A 22,506-nucleotide genomic window follows, 5' to 3' on the forward strand; every position below is an offset into this window, starting at 1 on the left:
CGGTCCTGCGCCTCTGGCCCCTGCACCTGCGACCTAGTGCCCGAGCTGCTCGCGGAGCCCCGCCAGCAGCGACAGCGCCGACTCGGCGATGACGGTGCCGGGCAGGAACACCTCGGCGGCCCCCATCTCGCGCAGCGTCGGCACGTCGTCGGGCGGGATCACCCCGCCGATGACGACCATGATGTCGGGGCGGCCCTGCTCGGCCAGCGCCGCGCGCAGCGCCGGGAGCAGCGTGAGGTGGCCGGCGGCCAGCGAGCTGACGCCGACGATGTGCACGTCGGCGTCGACGGCCTGCTGGGCAACCTCCTCGGGCGTGGAGAACAGCGGCCCCACGTCGACGTCGAAGCCCATGTCGGCGAAGGCCGAGACGATCACCTTCTGGCCGCGGTCGTGGCCGTCCTGGCCCATCTTGGCGACCAGGATGCGCGGGCGGCGCCCCTCGGCCTCCTCGAACTCCTCGGTGGCCTCGAGCACCTGGGTGACCAGGCTGCCGCCCTCGCCGGCGCTGGCGGACTCGTCGCGGAACACGCCGCTGATCGTACGGATCACGGCCTGGTGGCGGCCGTACACCTTCTCCAGCGCGTCGGAGATCTCGCCGACGGTGGCCTTCGCGCGCGCCGCGTCGACGGCCAGCGCGAGCAGGTTGCCGTCGAGCGAGCCCTTGCTGGGGCCCTGCTCGGCCGAGCGGGTCAGCGCCTCCAGCGTGCGCCGCACCTCGTCGTCGTCGCGCTCGGCGCGCAGGCGCTCGAGCTTGGCGACCTGCTGGCGGTAGACGTCGTCGTTGTCGACGCGCAGCACGTCGAGCTTGTCCTCGGCGGCCAGGCGGTAGGTGTTGACGCCGATCAGCTTCTGCGCGCCCGAGTCGAGGCGGGCCTGGGTGCGGGCGGCCGCCTCCTCGATGCGCATCTTCGGGATGCCCTGCTCGATCGCCTTGGCCATGCCGCCGGCCTTCTCGGCCTCCTGGATGTGCGCCCAGGCGCGCTCGGCGAGGTCGTGGGTGAGCCGCTCGACGTAGTAGGAGCCGGCCCAGGGGTCGATGGTGCCGGTGGTGCCGCTCTCCTGCTGCAGCAGCAGCTGGGTGTTGCGCGCGATGCGCGCCGAGAAGTCGGTCGGCAGAGCGATCGCCTCGTCGAGGGCGTTGGTGTGCAGCGACTGGGTGTGGCCCTGGGTGGAGGCCATCGCCTCGATGCAGGTGCGCTGGACGTTGTTGAAGACGTCCTGCGCGGTCAGGCTCCAGCCGGAGGTCTGCGAGTGCGTGCGCAGCGAGAGCGACTTGGGGTTCTGCGGGTCGAACTGGCGCACCAGCCGCGCCCACAGCGCCCGGGCCGCGCGCATCTTGGCGACCTCCATGTAGAAGTTCATCCCGATCGCCCAGAAGAACGACAGGCGCGGGGCGAACTGGTCGATCGTCATCCCGGTCCCGAGGCCCGCGCGGATGTACTCGACGCCGTCGGCCAGCGTGTAGGCCAGCTCCAGGTCGTTCGTCGCCCCGGCCTCCTGGATGTGGTAGCCGGAGATCGAGATCGAGTTGAAGCGCGGCATCTTCGCGGAGGTGTAGCTGAAGATGTCGGAGATGATCCGCATCGACGGCGCCGGCGGGTAGATGTAGGTGTTGCGGACCATGAACTCCTTGAGGATGTCGTTCTGGATGGTCCCCGCGAGCTGCTCCGGCTTCACCCCCTGCTCCTCGGCCGCCGCGATGTAGAGCGCCAGCACCGGCAGCACGGCGCCGTTCATGGTCATCGACACCGACATCTTGTCCAGCGGGATGCCGTCGAAGAGGGTGCGGGCGTCGTAGATCGAGTCGATCGCCACGCCGGCCATGCCGACGTCGCCGCGCACCCGCGGGTGGTCGGAGTCGTAGCCGCGGTGGGTGGCCAGGTCGAAGGCGACCGACAGGCCCTTCTGGCCGGCCGCGAGGTTGCGCCGGTAGAACGCGTTGGACTCCTCGGCGGTGGAGAAGCCGGCGTACTGGCGCACCGTCCACGGCTGGGTCGTGTACATCGTCGGGTAGGGCCCGCGCAGGAACGGGCTCAGCCCGGGCAGCGTGTCGAGCGCGTCGAGGCCCTCGACGTCCTCGGGCCCGTACGACGTCTTGATCTGGATGCCCTCGGGGGCGGTCCACAGGTCGTGGGCCGGGGTGCCGGTCGACGGCGCGGGGCCGTCGCCGACCAGGGGCAGGCCGCGGAAGGACTTCGGGATGCTCATGCCAGCGCCTCTCGGGTGCGGGTCAGGAAGGCGAGGGCGTCGACGCCCATCGCGCAGGAGTCGTCGGCCCACTCGCGCGGCTTGCCGGCGACCACCACGTGCGTGGCGCCCGCGGCGCGCAGCGCCTCGGCGGCGCCCTGGCCCCACTCGTCGTACGCCGCGTCGGCGCCGGCGAGGCAGACCACGGTGTGGCCGTCGTGGGCGGCCACGAGGTCCTCGGGCCCCTCGGTCGGGCCGGCCACGTCGACACCCACCCCGCCGGCGGCCAGCAGGTTGGTGGCAAAGGTGGCGCGGGCGGTGTGCGCGGCGACCGGGCCCAGGGTGGCCAGCAGCACGCGGGCGGCCGGGGGCTCGTCGCGCATCGCCTCGAAGGCCTGGCCGTAGGAGCGCACGCCCGACCAGCCGTCGTACGGCTCGCGCTCGGGCAGCTCCTCGGCGAGGTTCGGGAACTCGGTCAGGCCGGTCAGCGGGCGCTCACGGGTGGCGACCTGCTGGTCGCGGCGCTCGACGGTGCGGGCCACCATCTCCTCCAGCGCCGCCTCGTCGGGGCCCTCGGGGGTGTCGAGGCGGCCCAGCACCTCCCACGCGGCGACGGCCAGGTCGTCGGTGAGCTTCTCGACGGCGTACGAGCCGCCGGCCGGGTCGGCGACGTGGGCCACGTGGGCCTCGTCGATGAGCAGGTGGGAGGTGTTGCGCGCGATCCGGCGACCGAACGCGTCGGGGCGACCGAGCGGGGCGTCGAAGGGCAGCACGGTCACGGAGTCGGCGCCGCCGACACCGGCGGCGAAGGCGGCCACGGTGGTGCGCAGCATGTTCACCCAAGGGTCGTAGCGGCTCATCATCGGCCGGCTCGTGACCGCGTGCAGCCGCTGGGCGACGACGCCGGGCGTGGCGCCGCTGAGCTCGAGCACCCGGGCCCAGAGCCGGCGCGCCGCGCGGAGCTTGGCGATCGAGGCGAACTGCTCGTCGGTCACCGCGAGGCGCAGCTCGACGAGGCCGGCGGCGTCGTCGACGCCCATGCCGGCCTCGGTCAGCACCCGCAGCGCCCGGGCCCCGGCGGCCATCGCCCAGCCGAGCTCCTGGGCGTCGGAGGCGCCGCGGTCGTGCACGCGGGTGCCGTCGACGACGACGCCGAGCATGCCGCGCTCGGCGGCCAGCCGCGCGACCGCGACCAGGTCGTCGGCCGGCGCGGTGGCGCTGACGCCGAGGTTGGTGCCGGCCGCGAGGTCGGTGTCGCCGGCGTGGGCCAGGAAGGCCTCGGCCACCGCCCCCGGGGCGGTGGGCGCGTCGAGCACGACGGGCGCGAGGTCGATCAGCACGCCCTCGAGCAGCACCGCCAGGTCGGTCTCGGCGTCGGCCTCCACCCAGACCGAGGTGACGCCGCCCTCCAGGTCGACCAGCAACGCCTCGTTGCCGGCCTTCGCCGGCCCGGCGGCCAGGTGGGCCCGCACGTCCCAGTCACCGGCCCGCGCCGGCCGGCCCGCGGTGAGCAGGTCGTCGAGGAGCGAGGCGGTGCCGAGCGGGGTGACCGGGATGTCGTCGAGGGTGGTGCGCGTCAGCTTCTCCCAGACCAGCGAGTCGGGGTCCTCCTCGCGCATCCGGCGCGACTTGCGCAGCACCGCCGCCGTCGCCTTCTCCCAGTCGGCCGGCTGCCAGTCGTCGTCGGGTCCGAGCAGCTCGAGCGAGCCCTGCTCCGGTTCCAGGCCGGTGGGCTCGTCGAGTCCGCCCTCCACGGCGCCTTCGGGTGAGGTCATGGAGCGAACCCTAGGAGCCGAGCGTGGCGTCGGCCACAGAGTGTGATGTTTTCCGCGCCGGACGGACGCGGCAGCGGGTCGCGGCGCGGGGTCGGGCCACAGAGTGGTCACTGGTTGCAGCCCGCCGGCCCTCGGAGCTGCAACCAGTGACCACTGTGTTGTCAGACGACAGTGTCAGACGAGGTCCGGCCGCCAGCGGGCCATCAGCGCGCTCGACCCCGCCGCGCTGAAGAGGGAGCCGCGCAGGAGCTCGTGCCACGCCCGGACCCGTCCCGGGTCGTGCTCGCGACCCAACGCCTCGTCCGCGTCGCGCAGGATGCCGACGGCTCGGTTGAGCACATCGCCGGACGTGTAGCCGTTGCGACGCCACCCGGCCGCGCCGAGTCGTCGCTCGCGCCGCCGGTCGTCGCCGTACTGGCCCGCCTCCCGGTGGCCTTCCCCGTCGTACTCCTGCAGGGTGCGGCTGCCCAGCACCCACAGGTCACCGCGGGCCACGAAGCCACGCCTGGCGTCGCGCACCTCGTGCTGGCTGGTGACCGGGACGTCGCAGACGACGTGGAGCACCCTGAGCATGCTCTCCCACGCGGACTCCGACGCAGGGTCGGCGAGGTCGAGGGCCCGGTGCAAGCGGGGCGAGCCCCGTCGGCGCCGCGCCGCCACCTCGATCTCCTCACGCGTCGTCCCCTCCCTGAGCGCGGCATCGGCGAGGACGACCAGGTCGAGCACGCCCAGGTCGCGGGCGCACGTCACCAACGTGGTGGCGGGCGGCGTCACCCGCAGGCCCTCGACGACCAGGACCGGCGGCGGGGTCGGGTGCCGCGTCATGTGCAGCTGCGGACGGCGTACCCGCGGCTGCCCTCGCCCCGTCGCCACGAAGACCGGCCTGAGGGGTGGCAGCGGCGGCAACCACCACCCGTGGACGGCTGCTGCCGTCAGGTGGCTGAAGGCGACGGAGTCGTCGAGCACCTGCTGCCAGGCCAGCAGGTCGGCCCACTGGTCCTGGCTGTCGGTGCGACGGTGCAGGCCGTACCCCAGCCGCTCCCAGTCCCTGGACCGGACATGACCCACGAGCACGTGACCGTCGTCCACCACGAGCAGACTGTCTCCTGCACGCGCACACGTGCGCGCCCGCGCAGCCCGGCACTGGGGACGGGCAGGGCGCGAGGCGCACCTGTGCACGACCATCGGCCCCGGGCACAGTTCGCCCTGCTGTCACCTCCAGGTCGCCCCGGGGCCAGGGAGCGGGGCCAGGGTGGCGCCATGCGGATCCTGCTGGTGACCGAGACCTTCTTCCCGGCGAGCGACGCGACCACCACGACCGTCAAGGCGCTGGCCGACGGGCTGATCGACCGCGGTCACGAGGTGCGGTTCGTGGCGCCGGCGCCGGGGCTGGGGTGCTACCGCGGGAGCGCGGTGGTGCGGATCAGCCCGCTGGCCCAGCCCGGGGCGCAGGTGCGCGCCGCCGTCGACGCCTTCCGGCCCGACGTGGTGGTGGCGACCAGCCCCGCCACGACGCCCGGCGGCCTGGGACGCAAGGCGCTCAAGCACTGCCGTGCGACGGGGGTGCGCAGCGTGGTGCTGCAGCAGCAGCCGGTGCCCGACCTGGCGTGGGACTACTGGCGCACCCGGGTCGCCGAGCGCGCCGACGCCGTCGTCGTCACCGCGAGGTGGATGTCGGCGCACCTGGAGGCGCTGGGGGTGCGCACCACCACCTGGCTGCCCGGGGTCGACACCGACGCCTTCACCCCCGCCCTGCGCGACGAGTGGCTGCACCGGCACTGGTCACGTGCGTCGTCGAAGGACGGCCCGCTGGTGGTGGTCGGGTTCGTGGGCAGCCTCCACAAGCGCCATGGCGTACGCCGGTTGGCGGCGCTGGCGCAGGTGCCGGGCATCCGCCCGGTCGTCGTCGGCGAGGGCCCGCAGCGCGAGTGGCTGCAGTCGCGGCTGCCGGGCGCCCGCTTCACCGGGGTCCTGGGCAGCGGCGACCTGGCCGTGGCGCTGGCCAGCACCGACGTGGTGGTCCACCCCGGCGAGCACGAGACCTGCTCGCACGTGCTGCGCGAGGCGGGCGCCAGCGGCGTACCGGTGGTGGGGCCGCGGGCCGGCGGTGCCCGCGAGGTGGTGCGCCACCTCGAGACCGGGCTGCTGCACGAGCCCGGCGACGCGCACGCGCTGGCGCGGGCGGTGGCCGCCGTGGCCGGCGACCCCCGGCGCGCCCTCCTCGGCGAGCGGGGACGGGAGGTGGCGCTCGAGCGCACCTGGGCGGTGGCCGTCGACGAGCTGGAGGCGCTGCTGCGCCGGACGACGGGCGTCGTGACGGCCGGTTAGGGTACCCTCACTTATTCCCTGCGCAAGCCGCAGAGGGGTATTTGTCACACTCCCGGGGGCCTGACGGCTCCGCGCCGGGAGGTACGGTGACCGACGTGGCAACCTCGACTCTCGTCAGAGGAGCGCGCGCTTCGCGCTCGACGATCACCCTCAAGATCCTGATGGCCGGCAGCGGAGCGCTGTTCATCCTCTACGTGCTCCTGCACATGTACGGCAACCTCAAGGCGTTCTCCGGGGAGAGCGCCTTCAACGAGTACGCCGAGCACCTGCGCGAGCTCGGTGAGCCGATGCTCCCCTACGCAGGCTTCCTGTGGCTGTTCCGCTCGGCGCTGATCATCGCGCTGGTGGTGCACGTCTACGCGGCGGTGACGCTGTGGAAGCGCGCCAAGGCCGCCCGACCGGTGCAGTACGAGGTGAACAAGTACAAGCACTCCTCGATCTCCTCGCGCACCATGCGCTGGGGCGGGCTGACGCTGCTGCTGTTCCTCGTGTGGCACCTGCTGAACTTCACGATCGTCAAGGTCAACCCGACCGGTGGGGAGACCAACAACCCCTACCAGCTGATGGTCGACACCTTCGGCCTGTGGTGGATGACGCTCATCTACCTCGCCGCGATGGTCGCGCTCGGCCTGCACCTGCACCACGGCACCTTCAGCGCCGCCCAGACCCTCGGCTGGACCAGCACCGCCGCCGCGCGCACCCGCGCCCGCACCCTGGGTTGGGTGCTGGCCGTGGTGATCGCCGGCGGCTTCTCGCTGGTCCCGCTCTTCACGCTCTTCGGCGTCATCGACTAAGGGAGATCGACTCATGGCATCCACCGCAGACGTCAGCGGCCTGACCGAGCTCAACGGTCCCCCCGAGCAGCGCTCCGACGACGCCCACGGCTACTACACGCCGGCGCCCGAGAAGCTGGTCGACGCCAAGGCCCCCACCGGTCTGATCAAGGACCGCTGGACCACCCGCAAGATGGAGAACCGGCTGGTCAACCCGGCCAACCGCCGCAAGCTCGACGTGATCATCGTCGGCACCGGCCTGGCCGGCGGCTCGGCCGCGGCCACGCTCGGCGAGGCCGGCTACAACGTGAAGTCCTTCTGCTACCAGGACTCCCCGCGCCGGGCGCACTCGATCGCCGCCCAGGGCGGCATCAACGCGGCCAAGAACTACAAGGAGGACGGCGACTCCACCTACCGCCTCTTCTACGACACGGTCAAGGGCGGCGACTACCGCTCGCGCGAGTCGAACGTCTACCGCCTGGCCGAGGTCAGCGCCAACATCATCGACCAGTGCGTCGCGCAGGGCGTCCCCTTCGCCCGCGACTACGCCGGCCTGCTCGACAACCGCTCCTTCGGCGGCGTGCAGGTCTCGCGCACCTTCTACGCCCGCGGCCAGACCGGTCAGCAGCTGCTGATCGGCGCCTACCAGGCCATGGAGCGCCAGGTCGCGGCCGGCACGGTCACCCAGTACACCCGCCACGAGATGCTCGAGGTCATCGTCGTCGACGGCAAGGCGCGCGGCATCATCGCCCGCGACCTGGTCACCGGCGAGATCGAGACCCACCTGGCCGACGTGGTCGTGCTGGCCTCCGGCGGCTACGGCAACGTCTTCTACCTCTCCACGAACGCGATGGGCTCCAACGTCACCGCGTCGTGGCGTGCGCACCGCAAGGGCGCCTACATGGCCAACCCCTGCTACACGCAGATCCACCCCACGTGCATCCCGGTCTCCGGCGACCACCAGTCGAAGCTGACGCTGATGTCGGAGTCGCTGCGCAACGACGGCCGCATCTGGGTGCCGAAGAACAAGGAGGACTGCACCAAGGACCCGCGCGACATCCCCGAGGAGGACCGCGACTACTACCTGGAGCGGATCTACCCCTCGTTCGGCAACCTGGTGCCCCGCGACATCGCCTCGCGCCAGGCCAAGAACATGTGCGACGAGGGTCGCGGCGTGGGCCCGATGGTCGGCGACTTCCGTCGCGGCGTCTACCTCGACTTCGCCGACGCGATCGCGCGTCTGGGCGAGGACGCGGTGCGCGAGAAGTACGACAACCTCTTCGACATGTACGAGCGGATCACGGGTGAGAACCCCTACCAGGTCCCGATGCGGATCTACCCCGCCGTGCACTACGTCATGGGCGGGCTGTGGGTCGACTACGACCTGCAGTCCAACATCCCGGGTCTCTTCGTGACCGGCGAGGCCAACTTCTCCGACCACGGCGCCAACCGCCTCGGCGCCTCGGCGCTGATGCAGGGCCTGGCCGACGGCTACTTCGTGCTGCCGAACACCATCCGCGACTACCTCGCCGACGGTCCCTTCGAGCAGATCGACGAGTCTCACCCCGCCGTGGTCGAGGCACGCACCTCGGTCGAGGAGCGCATCGACAAGTTCCTCTCCATCGGCGGCTCCCGCTCGGCCGACTCCTTCCACAAGGAGCTCGGCAACATCATGTGGGAGTACTGCGGCATGGAGCGCTCCGAGGACGGCCTGCGCAAGGCCATCGACATGATCCGCGAGCTCAAGGCGGAGTTCTGGACCAACCTGAAGGTGCTCGGCACCGCCGACTCCCTCAACCAGAGCCTCGAGAAGGCCGGGCGCGTCATCGACTTCATCGAGCTCGGCGAGCTGATGTGCATCGACGCCCTCAACCGTCGCGAGTCCTGCGGCGGCCACTTCCGCGCGGAGTCGCAGACCGAGGACGGCGAGGCGCTGCGCCACGACGAGGAGTTCGCCTACGTCGCGGCCTGGGAGTTCGGCGGCGAGGGCGGTCTGCCCGTGCTGCACAAGGAAGACCTGATCTACACCGCCATCGAGATGAAGCAGCGGAGCTACAAGTGAACCTCACTCTCAAGATCTGGCGTCAGAAGGACGCCCAGTCGTCCGGCGCGATGCAGTCGTACGCCGTCGAGGGCATCTCGGAGGACATGTCGTTCCTGGAGATGCTCGACACGCTCAACGAGCAGCTCAACGAGCGCGGCGAGGAGCCGGTCGCCTTCGACCACGACTGCCGTGAGGGCATCTGCGGCTCCTGCGACCTGATGATCAACGGCCAGGCGCACGGCCCGGAGGTCACCACGACCTGCCAGCTGCACATGCGCTCGTTCTCCGACGGCCAGACGATCACGATCGAGCCGTGGCGCGCGGGTGCGTTCCCGGTCGTCAAGGACCTGATCGTCGACCGCTCCGCCTTCGACCGGATCATCCAGTCCGGCGGCTACGTCTCGGTCAACACCGGCTCGGCCCCCGAGGCCAACTCGGTGCCGGCGCCGCGCGACAAGGCCATGCGTGCCTTCAACGTGGCCACCTGCATCGGCTGCGGCGCCTGCGTCGCCGCCTGCCCCAACGGCTCGGCCTCGCTGTTCCTCGGCGCCAAGATCACCCACCTCGGCGAGCTGCCGCAGGGCCAGCCGGAGCGGATGAGCCGCGTGGCCGGGATGGTCGCCCAGCACGACGCCGAGGGCTTCGGCGGCTGCACCAACATCGGCGAGTGCGCCAGCGCCTGCCCCAAGGAGATCCCGCTCGACGTGATCTCGCAGCTCAACAAGGACCTGCGCGACGCCCTGCGCGCCGGGTACTGAGCAGCAGCGCTACTCCTGACGCCCCGTCTGCCCGGCCTCCTCGGCCGGGGAGGCGGGGCGTTCGGCGTCCCGGACCGCGCGCAGCACCCGCAGCCCCCAGACGGTGAAGACCACGGCGAGCGCCACGTTGACGACGATCAGCGCGGTGTGGGCCACCCAGTAGCCCCCGGCGCGCTCCTCCCCCGCCGACCAGGCGTTCCAGAGGTTCCTCGCGAACATGGTCCAGCTGTAGTAGCCCCAGGCCGCGACGCCGAGCAGGAACCAGCCGTGCTTGCGCTCGAACCGCATCCTCAGCCCCTCCCGCGGGCCCGCAGCCGCTGCAGCAGCCCCGGCCGGGACCCTCGCTCCGGCTCCGCCGGGGCCGCGCTGGCGACCAGCACGGCCATCGCGTCCGGCGCCCGCTGGGCAGCGCCGGGCCCTGGACGGGCGCCGGCTCGTCGGCCGGCCGCAGCGCACGCGCCTCGGGCGAGGTGTGGGCGAAGGCCGCGGCGTACAGGACCACGCGGCTGAAGTAGTTGATCCACACCACCAGCACCAGCGCGATGCCGAAGGCCTGGAAGGCCGGCTGCCCCTGCGTGGAGGCGATCAGCTGCTTCGAGAGCTGCTTGAGGACCTCGAAGAGGACGGCGCCGAGCAGCGAGGCCCTGACGAGCGAGGTCCGCGGCGCCTGGGGTTCGCCCAGCAGGCGGAACATGGTGAAGAAGAGCAGGGCGTTGGCCGCCAGGCCGAGCGCCACCGTCAGCAGCACCACCAGCCAGCCCAGCTCCTCGTCGAGCCCGATCCAGCCGAGGATCTCCTCGGAGAACGAGGCGACCAGGCCGGTCACCGCGACCGCGACCAGGAGGGTCAGACCGATCACCGCCAGCGTCACCAGGTCGCGCAGCTTGCCCATCACGAAGTTGGGGATGGCCTGCTCGGGAGGCTCGAAGACCGCGAACAGCGCCAGGCGCAGGGCCGAGATCCAGCCGAGCCCGGAGTAGAGCACACCCAGGAAGCCCACGACCCCGGCGAGGCCGGAGAAGGTGCGGAAGTCGGCCAGCTGCATCTGGCCCTCACCGGGCCCGATCATGCCCGGGAACAGCGACTTGATCGCGTCGACGAGGGTCGCGTTGGCATCGGGCCAGACGTTGGAGATGACCCCGATGACGAAGAAGGACAGGGCGAGGATCGGGAAGAAGGAGAGGAACGCGAAGTAGGTGATCGCGCCGGCGTGCTGGCCGGCCTTCGCGTCGCCGTAGTGCTCCTGCATCCGCACCAGGTGGTCGACCAGGGGTCGGCGCTCACGGACCTCCGCCAGGCGTTCCTTGACCGAGGCCACGCTCACTCCTCGCGCTCGACGGCGCGGGCGGGCCCGGCGAGCGTGAACTCGCGGGTCGGGCGCCACCCGCGCTGCTGGTCGTGGACGTAGAGGTGGAAGTGGTCGACGTCGAAGCGGCACTCGAAGCGGGCCAGGTCCTCGAAGACCTCGTCGAGGACGCTGTCCTCCAGCTCGTGGGCCACCGTCACGTGCGGGTGGTAGGGGAAGGCCAGGTCGACGTCGAGCGGTCCGCGCCGCGCAGCCTCGGCAAGCTGCTCGCAACCGGCGATGCCCTCGGCCACGGTCACGAAGACGACCGGGGAGACCGGTCGGAAGGTGCCGGTGCCGCGCAGGTGGACCGCGAAGGGGTCGACGCCGGCGGCGGCCTGCGCCAGGTGGGCCTCGACGTCGGCCACGGCGTCGGCCTCGACCTCGGTGGGCGGCACCAGGGTGATGTGGGTCGGGATCTGGGTGGCGGTGGTGTCGCCGATCCGGGTGCGGTAGTCCTGCAGCTGGCTGCCCCACGGCTCGGGGATGGCGACGGCGACTCCGATCGTGACCACGTCGGCGACCCTAGCGGTCACGGGTGACGCGTCGGCGCCACGAACCCGACACGCTGGTAGACGTCGCGCAGCGTGGCCTCGGCGACCTCGCCGGCCTGCTCCGCCCCGCGGCGCAGCACGTCGCTGAGGTGGGCCTGGTCGTCGAGCAGCTCGAGGGTCTTGTCGCGGAACGGCGTCACGACGTCGACCACCACCTCGGCGAGGTCCTTCTTCAGGTCGCCGTAGCCGCGCCCGGCGTACTGCTCGACGAGGTCGGCCACGCCCTCGCCGGTCAGCGCCGAGTAGATCGTCAGCAGGTTGCTGACGCCCGGCTTCTCCTCGCGGTCGAAGCGGATCTCGCCGTCGGAGTCGGTGACGGCCGAGCGGATCTTCTTGGCACTCACCGACGGCTGGTCGAGCAGGTCGATGATGCCGGCTGCCGAGGAGGCCGACTTCGACATCTTCGCCGTGGGCTCCTGGAGGTCCGCGATCTTCGCGGTGGCCTTGAGGATGTAGGGCTCGGGCAGCCGGAAGGTCTTCTTGAAGCGGTGGTTGAAGCGCTGCGCGAGGTCGCGGGTCAGCTCGAGGTGCTGGCGCTGGTCCTCGCCGACCGGCACGAAGTGGGGCCGGTAGAGCAGGATGTCGGCGGCCTGGAGGACCGGGTAGGTGAAGAGCCCGACGCTGGCCGCACCCTCACCGCCCTTGGCCGACTTGTCCTTGAACTGGGTCATCCGGCGCGCCTCGCCGAAGCCGGTCAGGCACTGCAGCACCCAGCCGAGCTGGGCGTGGGCCGGGACCTGGCTCTGCACGAAGATCGCCGAGCGCTCCGGGTCGATGCCCATGGCCAGCAGCTGGGCCGCCGCGCGCAGGGTCCGCTCGCGCAGCACCTTGGGGTCCTGCTCGACGGTGATCGCGTGCAGGTCGGCGATGAAGAAGAACGGCTGGTGGTCGTGCTGGAGCCCCACCCACTGGCGCAGCGCGCCGAGGTAGTTGCCGAAGTGGAAGGAGTCGGCCGTCGGCTGGATGCCCGAGAGCACACGCGGACGGGCCCCCGAGGGCGGTGCTGCCGGCACGGACACCTCGGGCTGGGTGGTGGCTGCCATGCGCCCCATTCTCCCCGACCGGCCGCCGGGCCCGACGGGCGGGGCTCAGTCCTCGAGCAGGTGGGCCCGGCGCGCGACCACGAGCACGCCGAGGCCGGCGAGCGCGAGCGCGGCGCCCACGACCAGCGGTGCGCGCAGCCCGTAGCCGGCCGCGATCACCAGGCCGCCCAGCCAGGCGCCCAGCGCGTTGCCGATGTTGAGGCTGGCGTGGCTCATCGCCGCGCCCAGGGTCTGGGCGTGCTCGGCGGCGTCCATCAGCCGGGCCATGAAGCCCAGCGCCAGCACCGAGCCGATGACGGTGACCAGGAAGCCGGCCAGCACCGCCCACCAGCCGGTGGGGGCGAGCACGAAGTAGAGCACCAGCGCGAGCGCCAGGCCCACGGCGGCACCGCGCAGCGACTTCTCGACCGACCAGTCGACCAGGCGCCCGGCCACCACGTTGCCCACGACCATGCCGGCGCCGAGGACCAGCAGGAAGACCGCGACCGCCGACTCCGGCAGACCGCCCACGTCGGTGGTGATCGGGGCGATGTAGGAGACCAGCGCGAAGAGGCCGCCGAATCCGATCGCGCCGGCCCCGACGGCGTACCAGAGCTGGGGGTGGCGCAGCGCCGCGAGCTCGCGCCGGCCGGTGGCGGTGGCGTCGCCCGGGGTGCTGGGCACGAAGAGCAGGATCATCACGACGGTGAGGACCGAGACCAGCCCGACGGCGACGTACGCCGCGCGCCAGCCGTAGGCCTGGCCGAGCAGGGTGGCGGCGGGGACGCCGGCGAGGTTGGCGACGGGGATGCCCATCATCACCAGGGCCAGGGCGCGTCCGCGCCTGTCGGGGCTGACCATGCTGGAGGCCACCAGCGCCGAGACGCCGAAGTAGGCGCCGTGCGGCAGCCCGTCGAGGAACCGCACGAAGGCCAGCAGGCCGTAGTGCGAGACCGCCGCGGAGAGCAGGTTGAGCACGGCGTAGGCGACCATCAGCCACACCAGCAGCGCGCGGCGGGGCAGCCGCGCGCCCAGCGCCGCGAGGGTCGGCGCACCGACCACCACGCCCAGGGCGTAGGCGGAGATCAGGTGGCCCGCCTGCGGGATCGTGACCCCGATGCCGCCCGCGATCTGGGGCAGCAGCCCCATCGTGACGAACTCGGTGGTGCCGATCGCGAAACCACCGGTGGCCAGGGCCACCACGGCCATCACGAAGCGGGCGCGGGTCACCGGCTGGGCGGCGGGCGCGGCCGGGGCGAGAGTCGTCATGCAGGGCACTTCCGGGACGAGGGAGGGCAGGTCACCATCGTCCAACACCGGGCAGGTTTACCGCTATTCTACGACGAGCCCCGGACCGTGGCGGTCCGGGGCTCGTGCGAGGTGCTGCGGGTGGGCGTCAGAGCGAGGCGAGCGCCTCGTTCAGGGTGCTCGAGGGCCGCATCACCTTGTCGGCCTTCTCGTCGACCGGCTGGTAGTAGCCACCGATGTCGGCCGGGCTGCCCTGCACGCCGTTGAGCTCGGAGACGATCGTCTCCTCCTCGGCGGCGAGCTTCTCGGCCAGCGGCGCGAAGACCGCGGCCAGGTCGGCGTCGACGGTCTGCTTCGCCAGCTCCTGGGCCCAGTACATGGCCAGGTAGAAGTGCGAGCCGCGGTTGTCGATGCCGCCGATCTTGCGGGTCGGGGACTTGTCCTCCTCCAGGAACGTCGCGGTCGCGGCGTCCAGGGTGTCGGCCAGGACCTGGGCGCCGCGGTTGTCGGCGTACCCCGCGAGGTGCTCGAAGGAGGCGGCCAGCGCGAAGAACTCGCCCAGGCTGTCCCAGCGCAGGTAGTTCTCCTCGATGAGCTGCTGCACGTGCTTGGGCGCCGAGCCGCCGGCGCCGGTCTCGAAGAGGCCGCCACCGTTCATCAGCGGCACGATCGAGAGCATCTTCGCCGACGTGCCGACCTCGAGGATCGGGAACAGGTCGGTGTTGTAGTCGCGCAGCACGTTGCCGGTCACCGAGATGGTGTCCTCGCCCTTGCGGATGCGCTCGACGGAGTACGTCGTCGCCTCGGCCGGGGCCATGATCTCGATGGTCAGGCCCTCGGTGTCGTGCTCGGGGAGGTAGGCGTGGACCTTCTTGATCAGGTTCGCGTCGTGGGCGCGGGTCTCGTCGAGCCAGAAGACGGCCGGCGAGCCGCTGGCGCGGGCCCGGGTCACGGCGAGCTTGACCCAGTCGCGGATCGGCTCGTCCTTGGTCTGGCAGGCGCGCCAGATGTCACCGGGCTCGACCTCGTGGGAGGTCAGGGTCTCCCCCGCGCCGTTGCGCACCACGACGGTGCCGGCGGCGGGGATCTCGAAGGTCTTGTCGTGCGAGCCGTACTCCTCGGCCTTGCGCGCCATCAGGCCCACGTTGGGCACCGAGCCCATGGTCGCGGGGTCGTAGGCGCCGTTGGCCTTGCAGTCCTCGATCACCGCGGCGTAGACGCCGGCGTACGAGGAGTCGGGGATGACCGCGAGGCAGTCGTCCTCCTGGCCGTCGGGGCCCCACATGTGGCCGCCGATGCGGATCATCGCCGGCATCGAGGCGTCGATGATGACGTCGGAGGGCACGTGCAGGTTGGTGATGCCCTTGCGGTCGTCGACCATCGCCATCCGCGGGCCCTCGGCCAGGCCCTGCTCGACGGCGGCCTTGATCGCCTCACCATCGGCCAGCTGGTCGAGCGAGGACATCAGGCCGCCGAGGCCGTCGTTGGGCGAGATGCCCGCCGCGGCCAGCTGCTCGCCGTACTGCTCGAAGAGGGTGGGGAAGAAGGCCTGCACGGCGTGGCCGAAGACGATCGGGTCGGAGACCTTCATCATCGTGGCCTTCAGGTGCACTGAGAACAGCACGTCCTCGGCCTTGGCGCGGGCGATCTGCTCGGTCAGGAAGCGGCGCAGCGCGGCGACGCTCATGAACGTCGAGTCGACGACCTCGCCGGCCTCGACGGGCAGCGCGTCCTTGAGCACGGTCTCGGTGCCGTCGACGCCGACGTGCACGATCGAGAGGGTGTCGGCGGACTCCATGACGACCGACTGCTCGTTGGAGCGGAAGTCGCCACCGTCCATGGTGGCCACGGCGGTCTTGGAGTCGCTCTTCCACTCGCCCATGCGGTGGGGGTACTTCTTGGCGTAGCCCTTGACCGCGGCGGGCGCGCGGCGGTCGGAGTTGCCCTCGCGCAGGACCGGGTTGACCGCCGAGCCCTTGACCTTGTCGTACTTGGCGCGGGCGTCCTTCTCCTCGTCGCTCTGCGGGTTCTCGGGGTAGGCCGGCAGGTCGTAGCCCTTCTCCTGCAGCTCCTTGATCGCGGCCTTGAGCTGCGGGGTGGAGGCGGAGATGTTGGGCAGCTTGATGATGTTGGCCTCGGGCTTGGTGGCCAGCTCGCCGAGCTCGGCGAGGTGGTCACCGATGCGCTGCTCCTCGGTGAGGCGCTCGGGGAACTGCGCGAGGATGCGGCCGGCCAGCGAGATGTCGCGGGTCTCGACCTCGACGCCCGCCTTGGCGGCGTACGCCTGGATGATCGGCAGGAAGGAGTAGGTCGCCAGCAGGGGCGCCTCGTCCGTGTGGGTGTAGATGATGGTGGCCATGGTGCGGGGCGACTCCTCGGCGTTCGAGTGCAAGTGATTTCTTGACGTCAAGATACCTGACCGCGCACCGCGCGATCCGTCCCCACCCTCGCAGCCCGGCGACACCCGGGCAATGCAGGAGTAGTCTCGATCACCGGCGCTGGGCCGGATCTCACCCGAGGCAGAGGACAGGCGCATGGACACAGCGGGACCCACCACGGGGCAGCGGATCGCGGCTGAGACCATCGGGACCTTCGTGCTGGTCTTCTTCGGGTGCGGCTCCGTCGTGTACGCCGGTCAGGTCGGTGCGATCAGCACCGTCACGACCATCGGCCTGACCTTCGGCATCGCGGTCATGGTCATGGTCTACGCCTTCGGACGCGTCTCCGGCGGGCACTTCAACCCCGCGGTCACGCTGGGCGCCGTGCTCGGCGGGCGCACCACCTGGCGCGACGTCCCGGTCTACCTGGGCTCGCAGCTCCTCGGCGCCGTCGCCGGGGCAGCGGCCCTGTGGGCGCTCATGCAGGGGTTCCCCGGCTTCGACGCCACGGGCAACCTCGGCCAGAACGGCTTCGGCGACGCGGGCACCGGCTACGCCGCCTGGTCGGCGTTCCTGCTCGAGATGCTGCTCACCGCCGTCTTCGTGACCGTGATCCTCGCCGTCACCGACTCGCGCAACGAGCACCCCGCGATGGCCCCCCTGGCCATCGGGCTGACCCTGGCGGCCATCCACTTCGTGGCCATCCCGGCGACCGGCACCTCCGTCAACCCCGCCCGCTCCCTGGGCCCGGCCCTGTTCGCCGGCACCGACGCGATCATGCAGCTGTGGCTGTTCATCCTTGCGCCGCTCTTCGGCGCAGCGGTGGCTGGCCTGGCCTACCCGATGCTCTTCGGGCACGGCAGCGACCCGGTCGCCGGCTCCGGCATCCCGCGGCGCGCGCCCGTCGCCGTGCCAGGGCACGGCGCGCCCGACCAGCTCCAGCAGCAGTGGAACCGGCCCCAGGCCGGCGACCAGCCGCAGGCCGAGCCGGCGCCGATCATCCAGGACGGCTGGCAGTGGGACCCCGTGGCGCACCAGTGGCGCCCGCTGGAGCAGCCCCCGGCCCCGCGCCCGGCCGGTGACGACGACGGGCGGACCCAGATCCGGCCCTGACCTGTCGGCCCTGACCTACTCCTGCAGGCCGCGAGCCAGCTCGTCGAGGGCGGCGGCGAGGCTGACGCTCGGCTTCCAGCCCCACCGGTGTGCGCGGTCGGCGCGCACCTGGCCGGTCCACGCGGGCTCCTCCTGCCACTGCGGCTCCACGCCCAGCGCCCCGGTCACCGTCTCGTGGTAGTCGCGCACCGTCGCCGGCTCGCCCGCCACGTTGACCGCCGTGCAGCCGCCCGCGACCGGGCCCTGCTCCGGGGCGTCGCCGGCCTCGGTGCGACCGGTGGCGACCTCGGCGATCATGGCGGCGAGGTCGTCGAGGTGCACCCAGGCGAAGGACTGGTCGGGGTTGGCCCGACGGGCGGACTCGTCGTCGCGGATCGCCCGGGGGCGCAGGGTGTTCCACACCGAGCTGTCCCCCGCGCCCAGGATCGCCGGCGGGCGCACCAGCACCCGGGTCAGTCCCTCGACCTGCGCGATCGCCGCGTCGGTGTCGCGCTTGGTCACCGGGTAGTCGCCGGCGTCGTCGCCGACCAGGGCGGCCTCCTCGTCGACGTCGCCGGCGCCCGGTGAGCGGTCGTAGACGGCGGCCGTCGAGACGTGCACGAAGCGCTCCACCCCGGTCCCGGCCGCGGCGCGGGCGAGCACCGAGGTGCCCTCCACCCCGATGCGGTGCTGGGTCTCGCGGTCGCTGCCCATGGGGTGCACCGTCGTGACCACGGCGTCGGCGCCCGCGACCAGCCTCGCGGCGAGGTCGGGGTCGTGGAAGTCGCCCACGCGCTCCTCGACGCCGGGCAGCGCGGGGGCCGTGCCCGCGCGGCGTACGACGGCACGCACGTGGGCGCCCCGCTCGACGAGCGCGGCGCAGGTGGCGGCGCCGACGAGGCCGTTGGCACCGGTGACGACGACGGTGGGGGTGCTGGTGATGGTGCTGGTCTGGCTCATGCGATCCACACAAGCACGGGCCGCCTCACCCTGTGGTGGGCTGCGGCCAGACCTCGCGGCGCACCAGATCGGGGTCGAGGTCGGAGCGGACCTCCAGCACCACCTGCTCGCCGGCCTCCAGCACCGTGACCCGCTCCTCCGAGACACCCTCGGCCGCGGAGCGGCGCCACCCGTCGCCGACCCGCGGCTGCGCCGGCAGCCACAGGCCCAGCGGTACGTCGGGGCCGACCTGCCACTCCCCCTCGCGGCCGAACCACCACGTGTGGCCGTCCTCGTCGGTGGCGAGGAGGTCGACGACCTGCTCGAGCCCGTCGAGCCGCTCGACGCGGGTGGTCGCAACCCCGGCGATCTCGGGCCCGGGGGTCCCCTCGGGCGCCACGAAGTCGTCGGGGTCGGGCGAGGCGCTGGGCACCTCGAGCCCGTCGATGCCGGTGGGCGGGCTGTCGCCGGGGCCGAGCGAGCAGCCCCCGAGGGCCACAGCGGTCACGGCAGCCACAGCGGTCACGGCCGCGCGGCGTACGACGATGGGGGCCGGGGTGACGGGCATGGGTCCATGCTCGCGCACCCGCCCAGCGCTGCTAGCGTCGGCCGCACCCAGACCATCGCTAGGAGATCCGCGTGAGCACTACCCCGTTGAAGGTGGCCGTCACCGGCGCCGCCGGTCAGATCGGCTACAGCCTGCTGTTCCGTCTCGCGAGCGGCGCGCTGACCGGTGGCCAGCCCATCGAGCTGCGCCTGCTGGAGATCACCCCCGCCCTGAAGGCGCTCGAGGGCGTCGTCATGGAGCTCGACGACTGTGCCTTCCCGGGCCTCGCCGGGGTCGAGATCGGCGACGACGCCGAGACGATCTTCGACGGCGTCAACCTCGCCCTGCTCGTCGGCGCCCGCCCCCGCGGCCCCGGCATGGAGCGCGGCGACCTGCTCTCGGCCAACGGCGCGATCTTCACCGCGCAGGGCAAGGCCCTCAACAAGGTGGCGGCCTCCAACGTGCGCATCGGCGTGACCGGCAACCCGGCCAACACCAACGCGCTCATCGCGATGACCAACGCGCCCGACATCCCGCAGGAGCGGTTCTCGGCGCTGACCCGCCTCGACCACAACCGCGCGATCTCGCAGCTGGCCGCCAAGACCGGCGCCTCCGTCACCGACATCACCAAGATGACGATCTGGGGCAACCACTCCGCGACCCAGTACCCCGACCTGTTCAACGCCGAGATCGCCGGCAAGAACGCCGCCGAGACCGTGGGCGACCAGGACTGGCTCGAGAACACCTTCATCCCCACCGTCGCCAAGCGCGGCGCGGCGATCATCGAGGCCCGCGGCTCGTCCTCGGCCGCCTCGGCCGCCTCCGCCACCATCGACGCGGCCCGCGACTGGCTCTACGGCTCCGCCGAGGGTGACTGGGTCTCGATGGCGGTGCGCTCCAACGGTGAGTACGGCGTCCCCGAGGGCCTCATCTCCTCCTTCCCCGTCACCACCTCCGGCGGCGACTGGAAGATCGTCGAGGGCCTCGAGGTCAACGACTTCTCCCGCGCCAAGATCGACGCCTCCACCGCCGAGCTCGCCGAGGAGCGCGACGCGGTCACCGAGCTGGGCCTCATCTGACGGCCGAGCAGTCACTTCTGAACCGCCGAGCGGTCAGTCTTGAACCACCCACCGGTCAAGTCTGAACCTCTCTCCCGCCGCCCCCCGACCTGTTGTCCACAGGCCGGGGGGCGGCGGCGTTCGTAGGAGCGCCGACTCGGGCAACGTGCCGTTCATGGACGTCCGCCCCACGCCGTTGACCGAACCCGCCACCACAGAGCAAGCCGCTGCACTCGGCTGGACCAAGCGCCGGCTGCAGCGGGCGCGCGAGGACGGACGCGTGCGCCGGGTGCTCCGGGGCGTGTACGTCGACGCCGACGTGCCCGACGGGACCGCGCTGCGTGCCGCGGCGGCGAGGCTCGTGATGCCGACGCGCATGGTGGTCTGCGACCGCAGCGCTGCCTGGATGCACGGCGTCGACCACTGGGAGCCGAGCGCACTCGACGTGCCGCCGCACCTCGAGGTCGTGGCCCGCGACGGCACGCGCACCCGGCTCACCGGGACGCGCGGGGCGCTGCGCTCCCTGGCCGCCGACGACGTGATGGAGCTCGACGGGGTGCCGGTGACGACGCCGTTGCGCACCGCGGCCGATCTCGCCTGCCTGCGCGGGCGCCTCGGGGCGGCTGCGGTGCTCGACCAGTTCGCCCGCCGCCACGGCATCACTCCTGAGGACTTGAGAGCGATCACCGCCCGCTTCGCCGGCCGGCGCGGCGTCACCCAGCTGCGGGAGCTCGCCCCGAGCGCGTGCGGGCTGCTCGAGTCGCCCGCCGAGTCGTGGGTGCGACGGCTGGTGGTCGACCACCAGCTGCCGATGCCGACGCCACAGGTGGTCGTGCTCCTGCCCGAGGGCCAGTTCCGCCTCGACCTGGCCTACCCGCGGCTGCGGATCGCGATCGAGTACGACGGCGAGGAGCACCACTCCAGCCCCGAGGACCGTGAGCGGGACCGGCTGCGTCGCGAGGCTCTACGACGGGCGGGGTGGGTCGTCGTCGTGGTCCGCAAGGACGGGCTGAGCGGTCCCGGGCTGGACACCTGGGTGCGACAGCTGCGGGCCGCGGTGGCGGAGCGGGTGGGCCCGGCTGGTCGACGCTACGCGCGCGGCGAGGGTGCCGGCGTACACCGGAGGTGACGGGCGAGTGGTGCCAGATCGACCGGTGGGTGGTTCGGAACTGACTGCTCGGTGGTGCGGAAGTGACTGCTCGGCCGTCAGAGACCGGGCTGGTTGGGGATGGTGCGGGCCAGGAAGAGCAGGAGGCCGCCGACGCCGCCGAGGAGGGCGACGTCGACGAGGCGGTGGCGCACCGCGAGCATGCCGGCGTCGCGGGCGGGCAGCACGAGCCGGGCGGCGGCGGCGGCCATCAGCGCCCCGGCCAGGACGCTGACACCCAGGCGCCAGTCGTCACGCCCGGCCAGCACGATGCCGACCGCGCCGGCGGCGAGCACCCCGAGGTAGATCAGCCCGCCGAGGGTCGAGGGGTAGCGGCGCCCCTCCTCCTCGGCGATCTCCTCGGCGATCTCCTCCACCGAGGTCGCCTGCTCCGCCGCGTCGTACGACGGCTCCTCGGGGTCGGCGCCGCCGGCGGGGTCGCTCACCAGGGCCACACTCAGGACGCAGCCTTCTCGGCCATGCCCACGATGTTGGAGAGCAGCATCGCGCGGGTCATCGGGCCGACGCCGCCGGGGTTGGGCGAGACCCAGCCGGCCACGTCCCAGACGTCGGCGGCGACGTCGCCGGCGATCTTGCCGTCGACGCGCGAGACACCCACGTCGAGCACGGCCGCGCCGGGCTTGACCATGTCGGCGGTGATGATGCCCGGCACGCCCGCGGCGGCCACCACGATGTCGGCCTCCCGCACGTGCTTGGCCAGGTCGCGGGTGCCGGTGTGGCACAGGGTGACGGTGGCGTTCTCCGAGCGGCGGGTCAGCAGCAGGCCCAGCGGGCGGCCGACGGTCAGGCCGCGCCCGACCACGACCACCTCGGCGCCGGCGACCTCGATGCCGTGGCGGCGCACCAGCTCGATGCAGCCCACCGGGGTGCACGGCAGCGAGCCCTCGACGTTGAGCGCCAGGCGCCCCAGGCTGACCGGGTGCAGGCCGTCGACGTCCTTGTCGGGGTCGACGCGCGAGAGCAGGGCGTACTCGTCGAGGCCGGTCGGCTGCTGCACCAGGAACCCGGTGCACGACGGGTCGGCGTTGAGCCGGTCGATCTCCGCCTCGACCTCGGCCTGGGTGGCGCTGGCCGGCAGGTCGACGCGGATCGACTCGATGCCGATCTCGGCGCAGTCCTTGTGCTTGGCGCCGACGTACCAGTGCGAGCCCGGGTCGTCGCCGACCAGCACGGTGCCCAGCCCGGGCACCACGCCGCGCTCCTTGAGCGCCGCCACCCGCTCGGTGAGCTCGGCCTTGATGGCCTTGAGGGTCGCGGTGCCGTCCAGCTTCTGTGCAGTCATCGTGCTCA

General features: G+C 72.3%; 19 protein-coding genes and 1 pseudogene. 7 read left to right on the top strand and 13 right to left on the bottom strand.

Annotation, left to right across the window (positions count from 1 at the left end):
* Positions 1 to 33 precede the first annotated feature (33 nt).
* The 3 genes from scpA to H0S66_RS02810 all read right to left on the bottom strand — a co-directional run bounded on the left by scpA (position 34) and on the right by H0S66_RS02810 (position 5,054).
* A complete protein-coding gene (gene scpA, locus H0S66_RS02800) occupies positions 34 to 2,208 on the bottom strand; it encodes a methylmalonyl-CoA mutase (RefSeq protein ID WP_179614034.1) in 2,175 nt (724 codons plus the stop codon).
* The gene (locus H0S66_RS02805) at positions 2,205 to 3,962 is read right to left on the bottom strand and encodes a methylmalonyl-CoA mutase family protein (RefSeq protein ID WP_179614035.1); all 1,758 of its coding nucleotides are present in this window, start codon (positions 3,960 to 3,962) and stop codon (positions 2,205 to 2,207) included. Before H0S66_RS02805 ends, scpA begins: the two co-directional genes overlap by 4 nt.
* 174 nt (positions 3,963 to 4,136) lie before the next feature.
* A complete protein-coding gene (locus H0S66_RS02810) occupies positions 4,137 to 5,054 on the bottom strand; it encodes a hypothetical protein (RefSeq protein ID WP_180923771.1) in 918 nt (305 codons plus the stop codon).
* Positions 5,055 to 5,222: 168 nt separating this feature from the next.
* Here H0S66_RS02810 and H0S66_RS02815 point away from each other — a divergent pair, with 168 nt between their 5' ends.
* From H0S66_RS02815 to H0S66_RS02830, 4 genes are all read left to right on the top strand, one after another.
* The gene (locus H0S66_RS02815; protein ID WP_179614037.1) at positions 5,223 to 6,290 is read left to right on the top strand and encodes a glycosyltransferase; all 1,068 of its coding nucleotides are present in this window, start codon (positions 5,223 to 5,225) and stop codon (positions 6,288 to 6,290) included.
* A gap of 95 nt (positions 6,291 to 6,385) precedes the next feature.
* The gene (locus H0S66_RS02820) at positions 6,386 to 7,084 is read left to right on the top strand and encodes a succinate dehydrogenase cytochrome b subunit (RefSeq protein ID WP_179614038.1); all 699 of its coding nucleotides are present in this window, start codon (positions 6,386 to 6,388) and stop codon (positions 7,082 to 7,084) included.
* A gap of 13 nt (positions 7,085 to 7,097) precedes the next feature.
* Complete coding sequence (locus tag H0S66_RS02825; RefSeq protein WP_179614039.1) at positions 7,098 to 9,125, top strand: fumarate reductase/succinate dehydrogenase flavoprotein subunit; 2,028 nt, start codon at positions 7,098 to 7,100, stop codon at positions 9,123 to 9,125.
* Entirely contained in the window at positions 9,122 to 9,865 is a 744-nt protein-coding gene (locus H0S66_RS02830) for a succinate dehydrogenase/fumarate reductase iron-sulfur subunit (RefSeq protein WP_179614040.1), read from the top strand. The genes H0S66_RS02825 and H0S66_RS02830 overlap by 4 nt, the downstream gene beginning before the upstream one ends.
* A gap of 9 nt (positions 9,866 to 9,874) precedes the next feature.
* Here H0S66_RS02830 and H0S66_RS20930 read toward each other — a convergent pair whose 3' ends face one another.
* The 6 genes and pseudogenes from H0S66_RS20930 to H0S66_RS02855 form a co-directional block, all read right to left on the bottom strand.
* Positions 9,875 to 10,153, bottom strand: a complete 279-nt coding sequence (locus H0S66_RS20930; RefSeq protein WP_179614041.1) for an SCO4848 family membrane protein — start codon at positions 10,151 to 10,153, stop codon at positions 9,875 to 9,877.
* A gap of 235 nt (positions 10,154 to 10,388) precedes the next feature.
* A pseudogene (locus H0S66_RS20935) lies at positions 10,389 to 11,114 on the bottom strand (YihY/virulence factor BrkB family protein); the annotation flags it as partial.
* A 71-nt stretch (positions 11,115 to 11,185) separates the two neighbouring features.
* Positions 11,186 to 11,725, bottom strand: coding sequence for a 2'-5' RNA ligase family protein (locus H0S66_RS02840; protein WP_179614043.1), 540 nt, complete (start codon positions 11,723 to 11,725; stop codon positions 11,186 to 11,188).
* Between the two features lie 17 nt (positions 11,726 to 11,742).
* Positions 11,743 to 12,807 (bottom strand): tryptophan--tRNA ligase, encoded by a 1,065-nt coding sequence (gene trpS, locus H0S66_RS02845; protein ID WP_179614044.1) that lies wholly within the window; start codon positions 12,805 to 12,807, stop codon positions 11,743 to 11,745.
* 45 nt (positions 12,808 to 12,852) lie between these two features.
* The gene (locus H0S66_RS02850; RefSeq protein ID WP_179614045.1) at positions 12,853 to 14,055 is read right to left on the bottom strand and encodes an MFS transporter; all 1,203 of its coding nucleotides are present in this window, start codon (positions 14,053 to 14,055) and stop codon (positions 12,853 to 12,855) included.
* Positions 14,056 to 14,182: 127 nt separating this feature from the next.
* Positions 14,183 to 16,393: an NADP-dependent isocitrate dehydrogenase gene (locus H0S66_RS02855; RefSeq protein WP_179617142.1), complete on the bottom strand. Its 2,211-nt coding sequence runs from the start codon at positions 16,391 to 16,393 to the stop codon at positions 14,183 to 14,185.
* 175 nt (positions 16,394 to 16,568) lie between these two features.
* Here H0S66_RS02855 and H0S66_RS02860 point away from each other — a divergent pair, with 175 nt between their 5' ends.
* Positions 16,569 to 17,525, top strand: a complete 957-nt coding sequence (locus H0S66_RS02860) for an MIP/aquaporin family protein (protein WP_179614046.1) — start codon at positions 16,569 to 16,571, stop codon at positions 17,523 to 17,525.
* A gap of 15 nt (positions 17,526 to 17,540) precedes the next feature.
* Here H0S66_RS02860 and H0S66_RS02865 read toward each other — a convergent pair whose 3' ends face one another.
* Both H0S66_RS02865 and H0S66_RS02870 read right to left on the bottom strand, forming a co-directional pair.
* Complete coding sequence (locus H0S66_RS02865; protein WP_179614047.1) at positions 17,541 to 18,464, bottom strand: NAD-dependent epimerase/dehydratase family protein; 924 nt, start codon at positions 18,462 to 18,464, stop codon at positions 17,541 to 17,543.
* Between the two features lie 25 nt (positions 18,465 to 18,489).
* Positions 18,490 to 19,011 carry a hypothetical protein gene (locus H0S66_RS02870; protein ID WP_179614048.1) on the bottom strand — a complete coding sequence of 174 codons (522 nt, stop codon included), beginning with the start codon at positions 19,009 to 19,011 and terminating at the stop codon, positions 18,490 to 18,492.
* A 71-nt stretch (positions 19,012 to 19,082) separates the two neighbouring features.
* Between H0S66_RS02870 and H0S66_RS02875 the strand changes: the two genes are divergently transcribed.
* Positions 19,083 to 20,069 carry a malate dehydrogenase gene (locus H0S66_RS02875; protein ID WP_179614049.1) on the top strand — a complete coding sequence of 329 codons (987 nt, stop codon included), beginning with the start codon at positions 19,083 to 19,085 and terminating at the stop codon, positions 20,067 to 20,069.
* A gap of 154 nt (positions 20,070 to 20,223) precedes the next feature.
* Positions 20,224 to 21,177 carry a type IV toxin-antitoxin system AbiEi family antitoxin domain-containing protein gene (locus H0S66_RS02880; protein ID WP_179614050.1) on the top strand — a complete coding sequence of 318 codons (954 nt, stop codon included), beginning with the start codon at positions 20,224 to 20,226 and terminating at the stop codon, positions 21,175 to 21,177.
* A gap of 77 nt (positions 21,178 to 21,254) precedes the next feature.
* On the opposite strand, the gene H0S66_RS02885 is transcribed toward H0S66_RS02880, so the two are convergent.
* Both H0S66_RS02885 and H0S66_RS02890 read right to left on the bottom strand, forming a co-directional pair.
* A complete protein-coding gene (locus H0S66_RS02885) occupies positions 21,255 to 21,641 on the bottom strand; it encodes a DUF3017 domain-containing protein (protein ID WP_258017073.1) in 387 nt (128 codons plus the stop codon).
* 11 nt (positions 21,642 to 21,652) lie between these two features.
* Positions 21,653 to 22,498 carry a bifunctional methylenetetrahydrofolate dehydrogenase/methenyltetrahydrofolate cyclohydrolase gene (locus tag H0S66_RS02890; RefSeq protein ID WP_179614051.1) on the bottom strand — a complete coding sequence of 282 codons (846 nt, stop codon included), beginning with the start codon at positions 22,496 to 22,498 and terminating at the stop codon, positions 21,653 to 21,655.
* Between the last annotated feature and the right edge of the window lie 8 nt (positions 22,499 to 22,506).

The sequence above is a fragment of the Nocardioides marinisabuli genome (assembly GCF_013466785.1).
Classification (GTDB): Bacteria; Actinomycetota; Actinomycetes; order Propionibacteriales; family Nocardioidaceae; genus Nocardioides; species Nocardioides marinisabuli.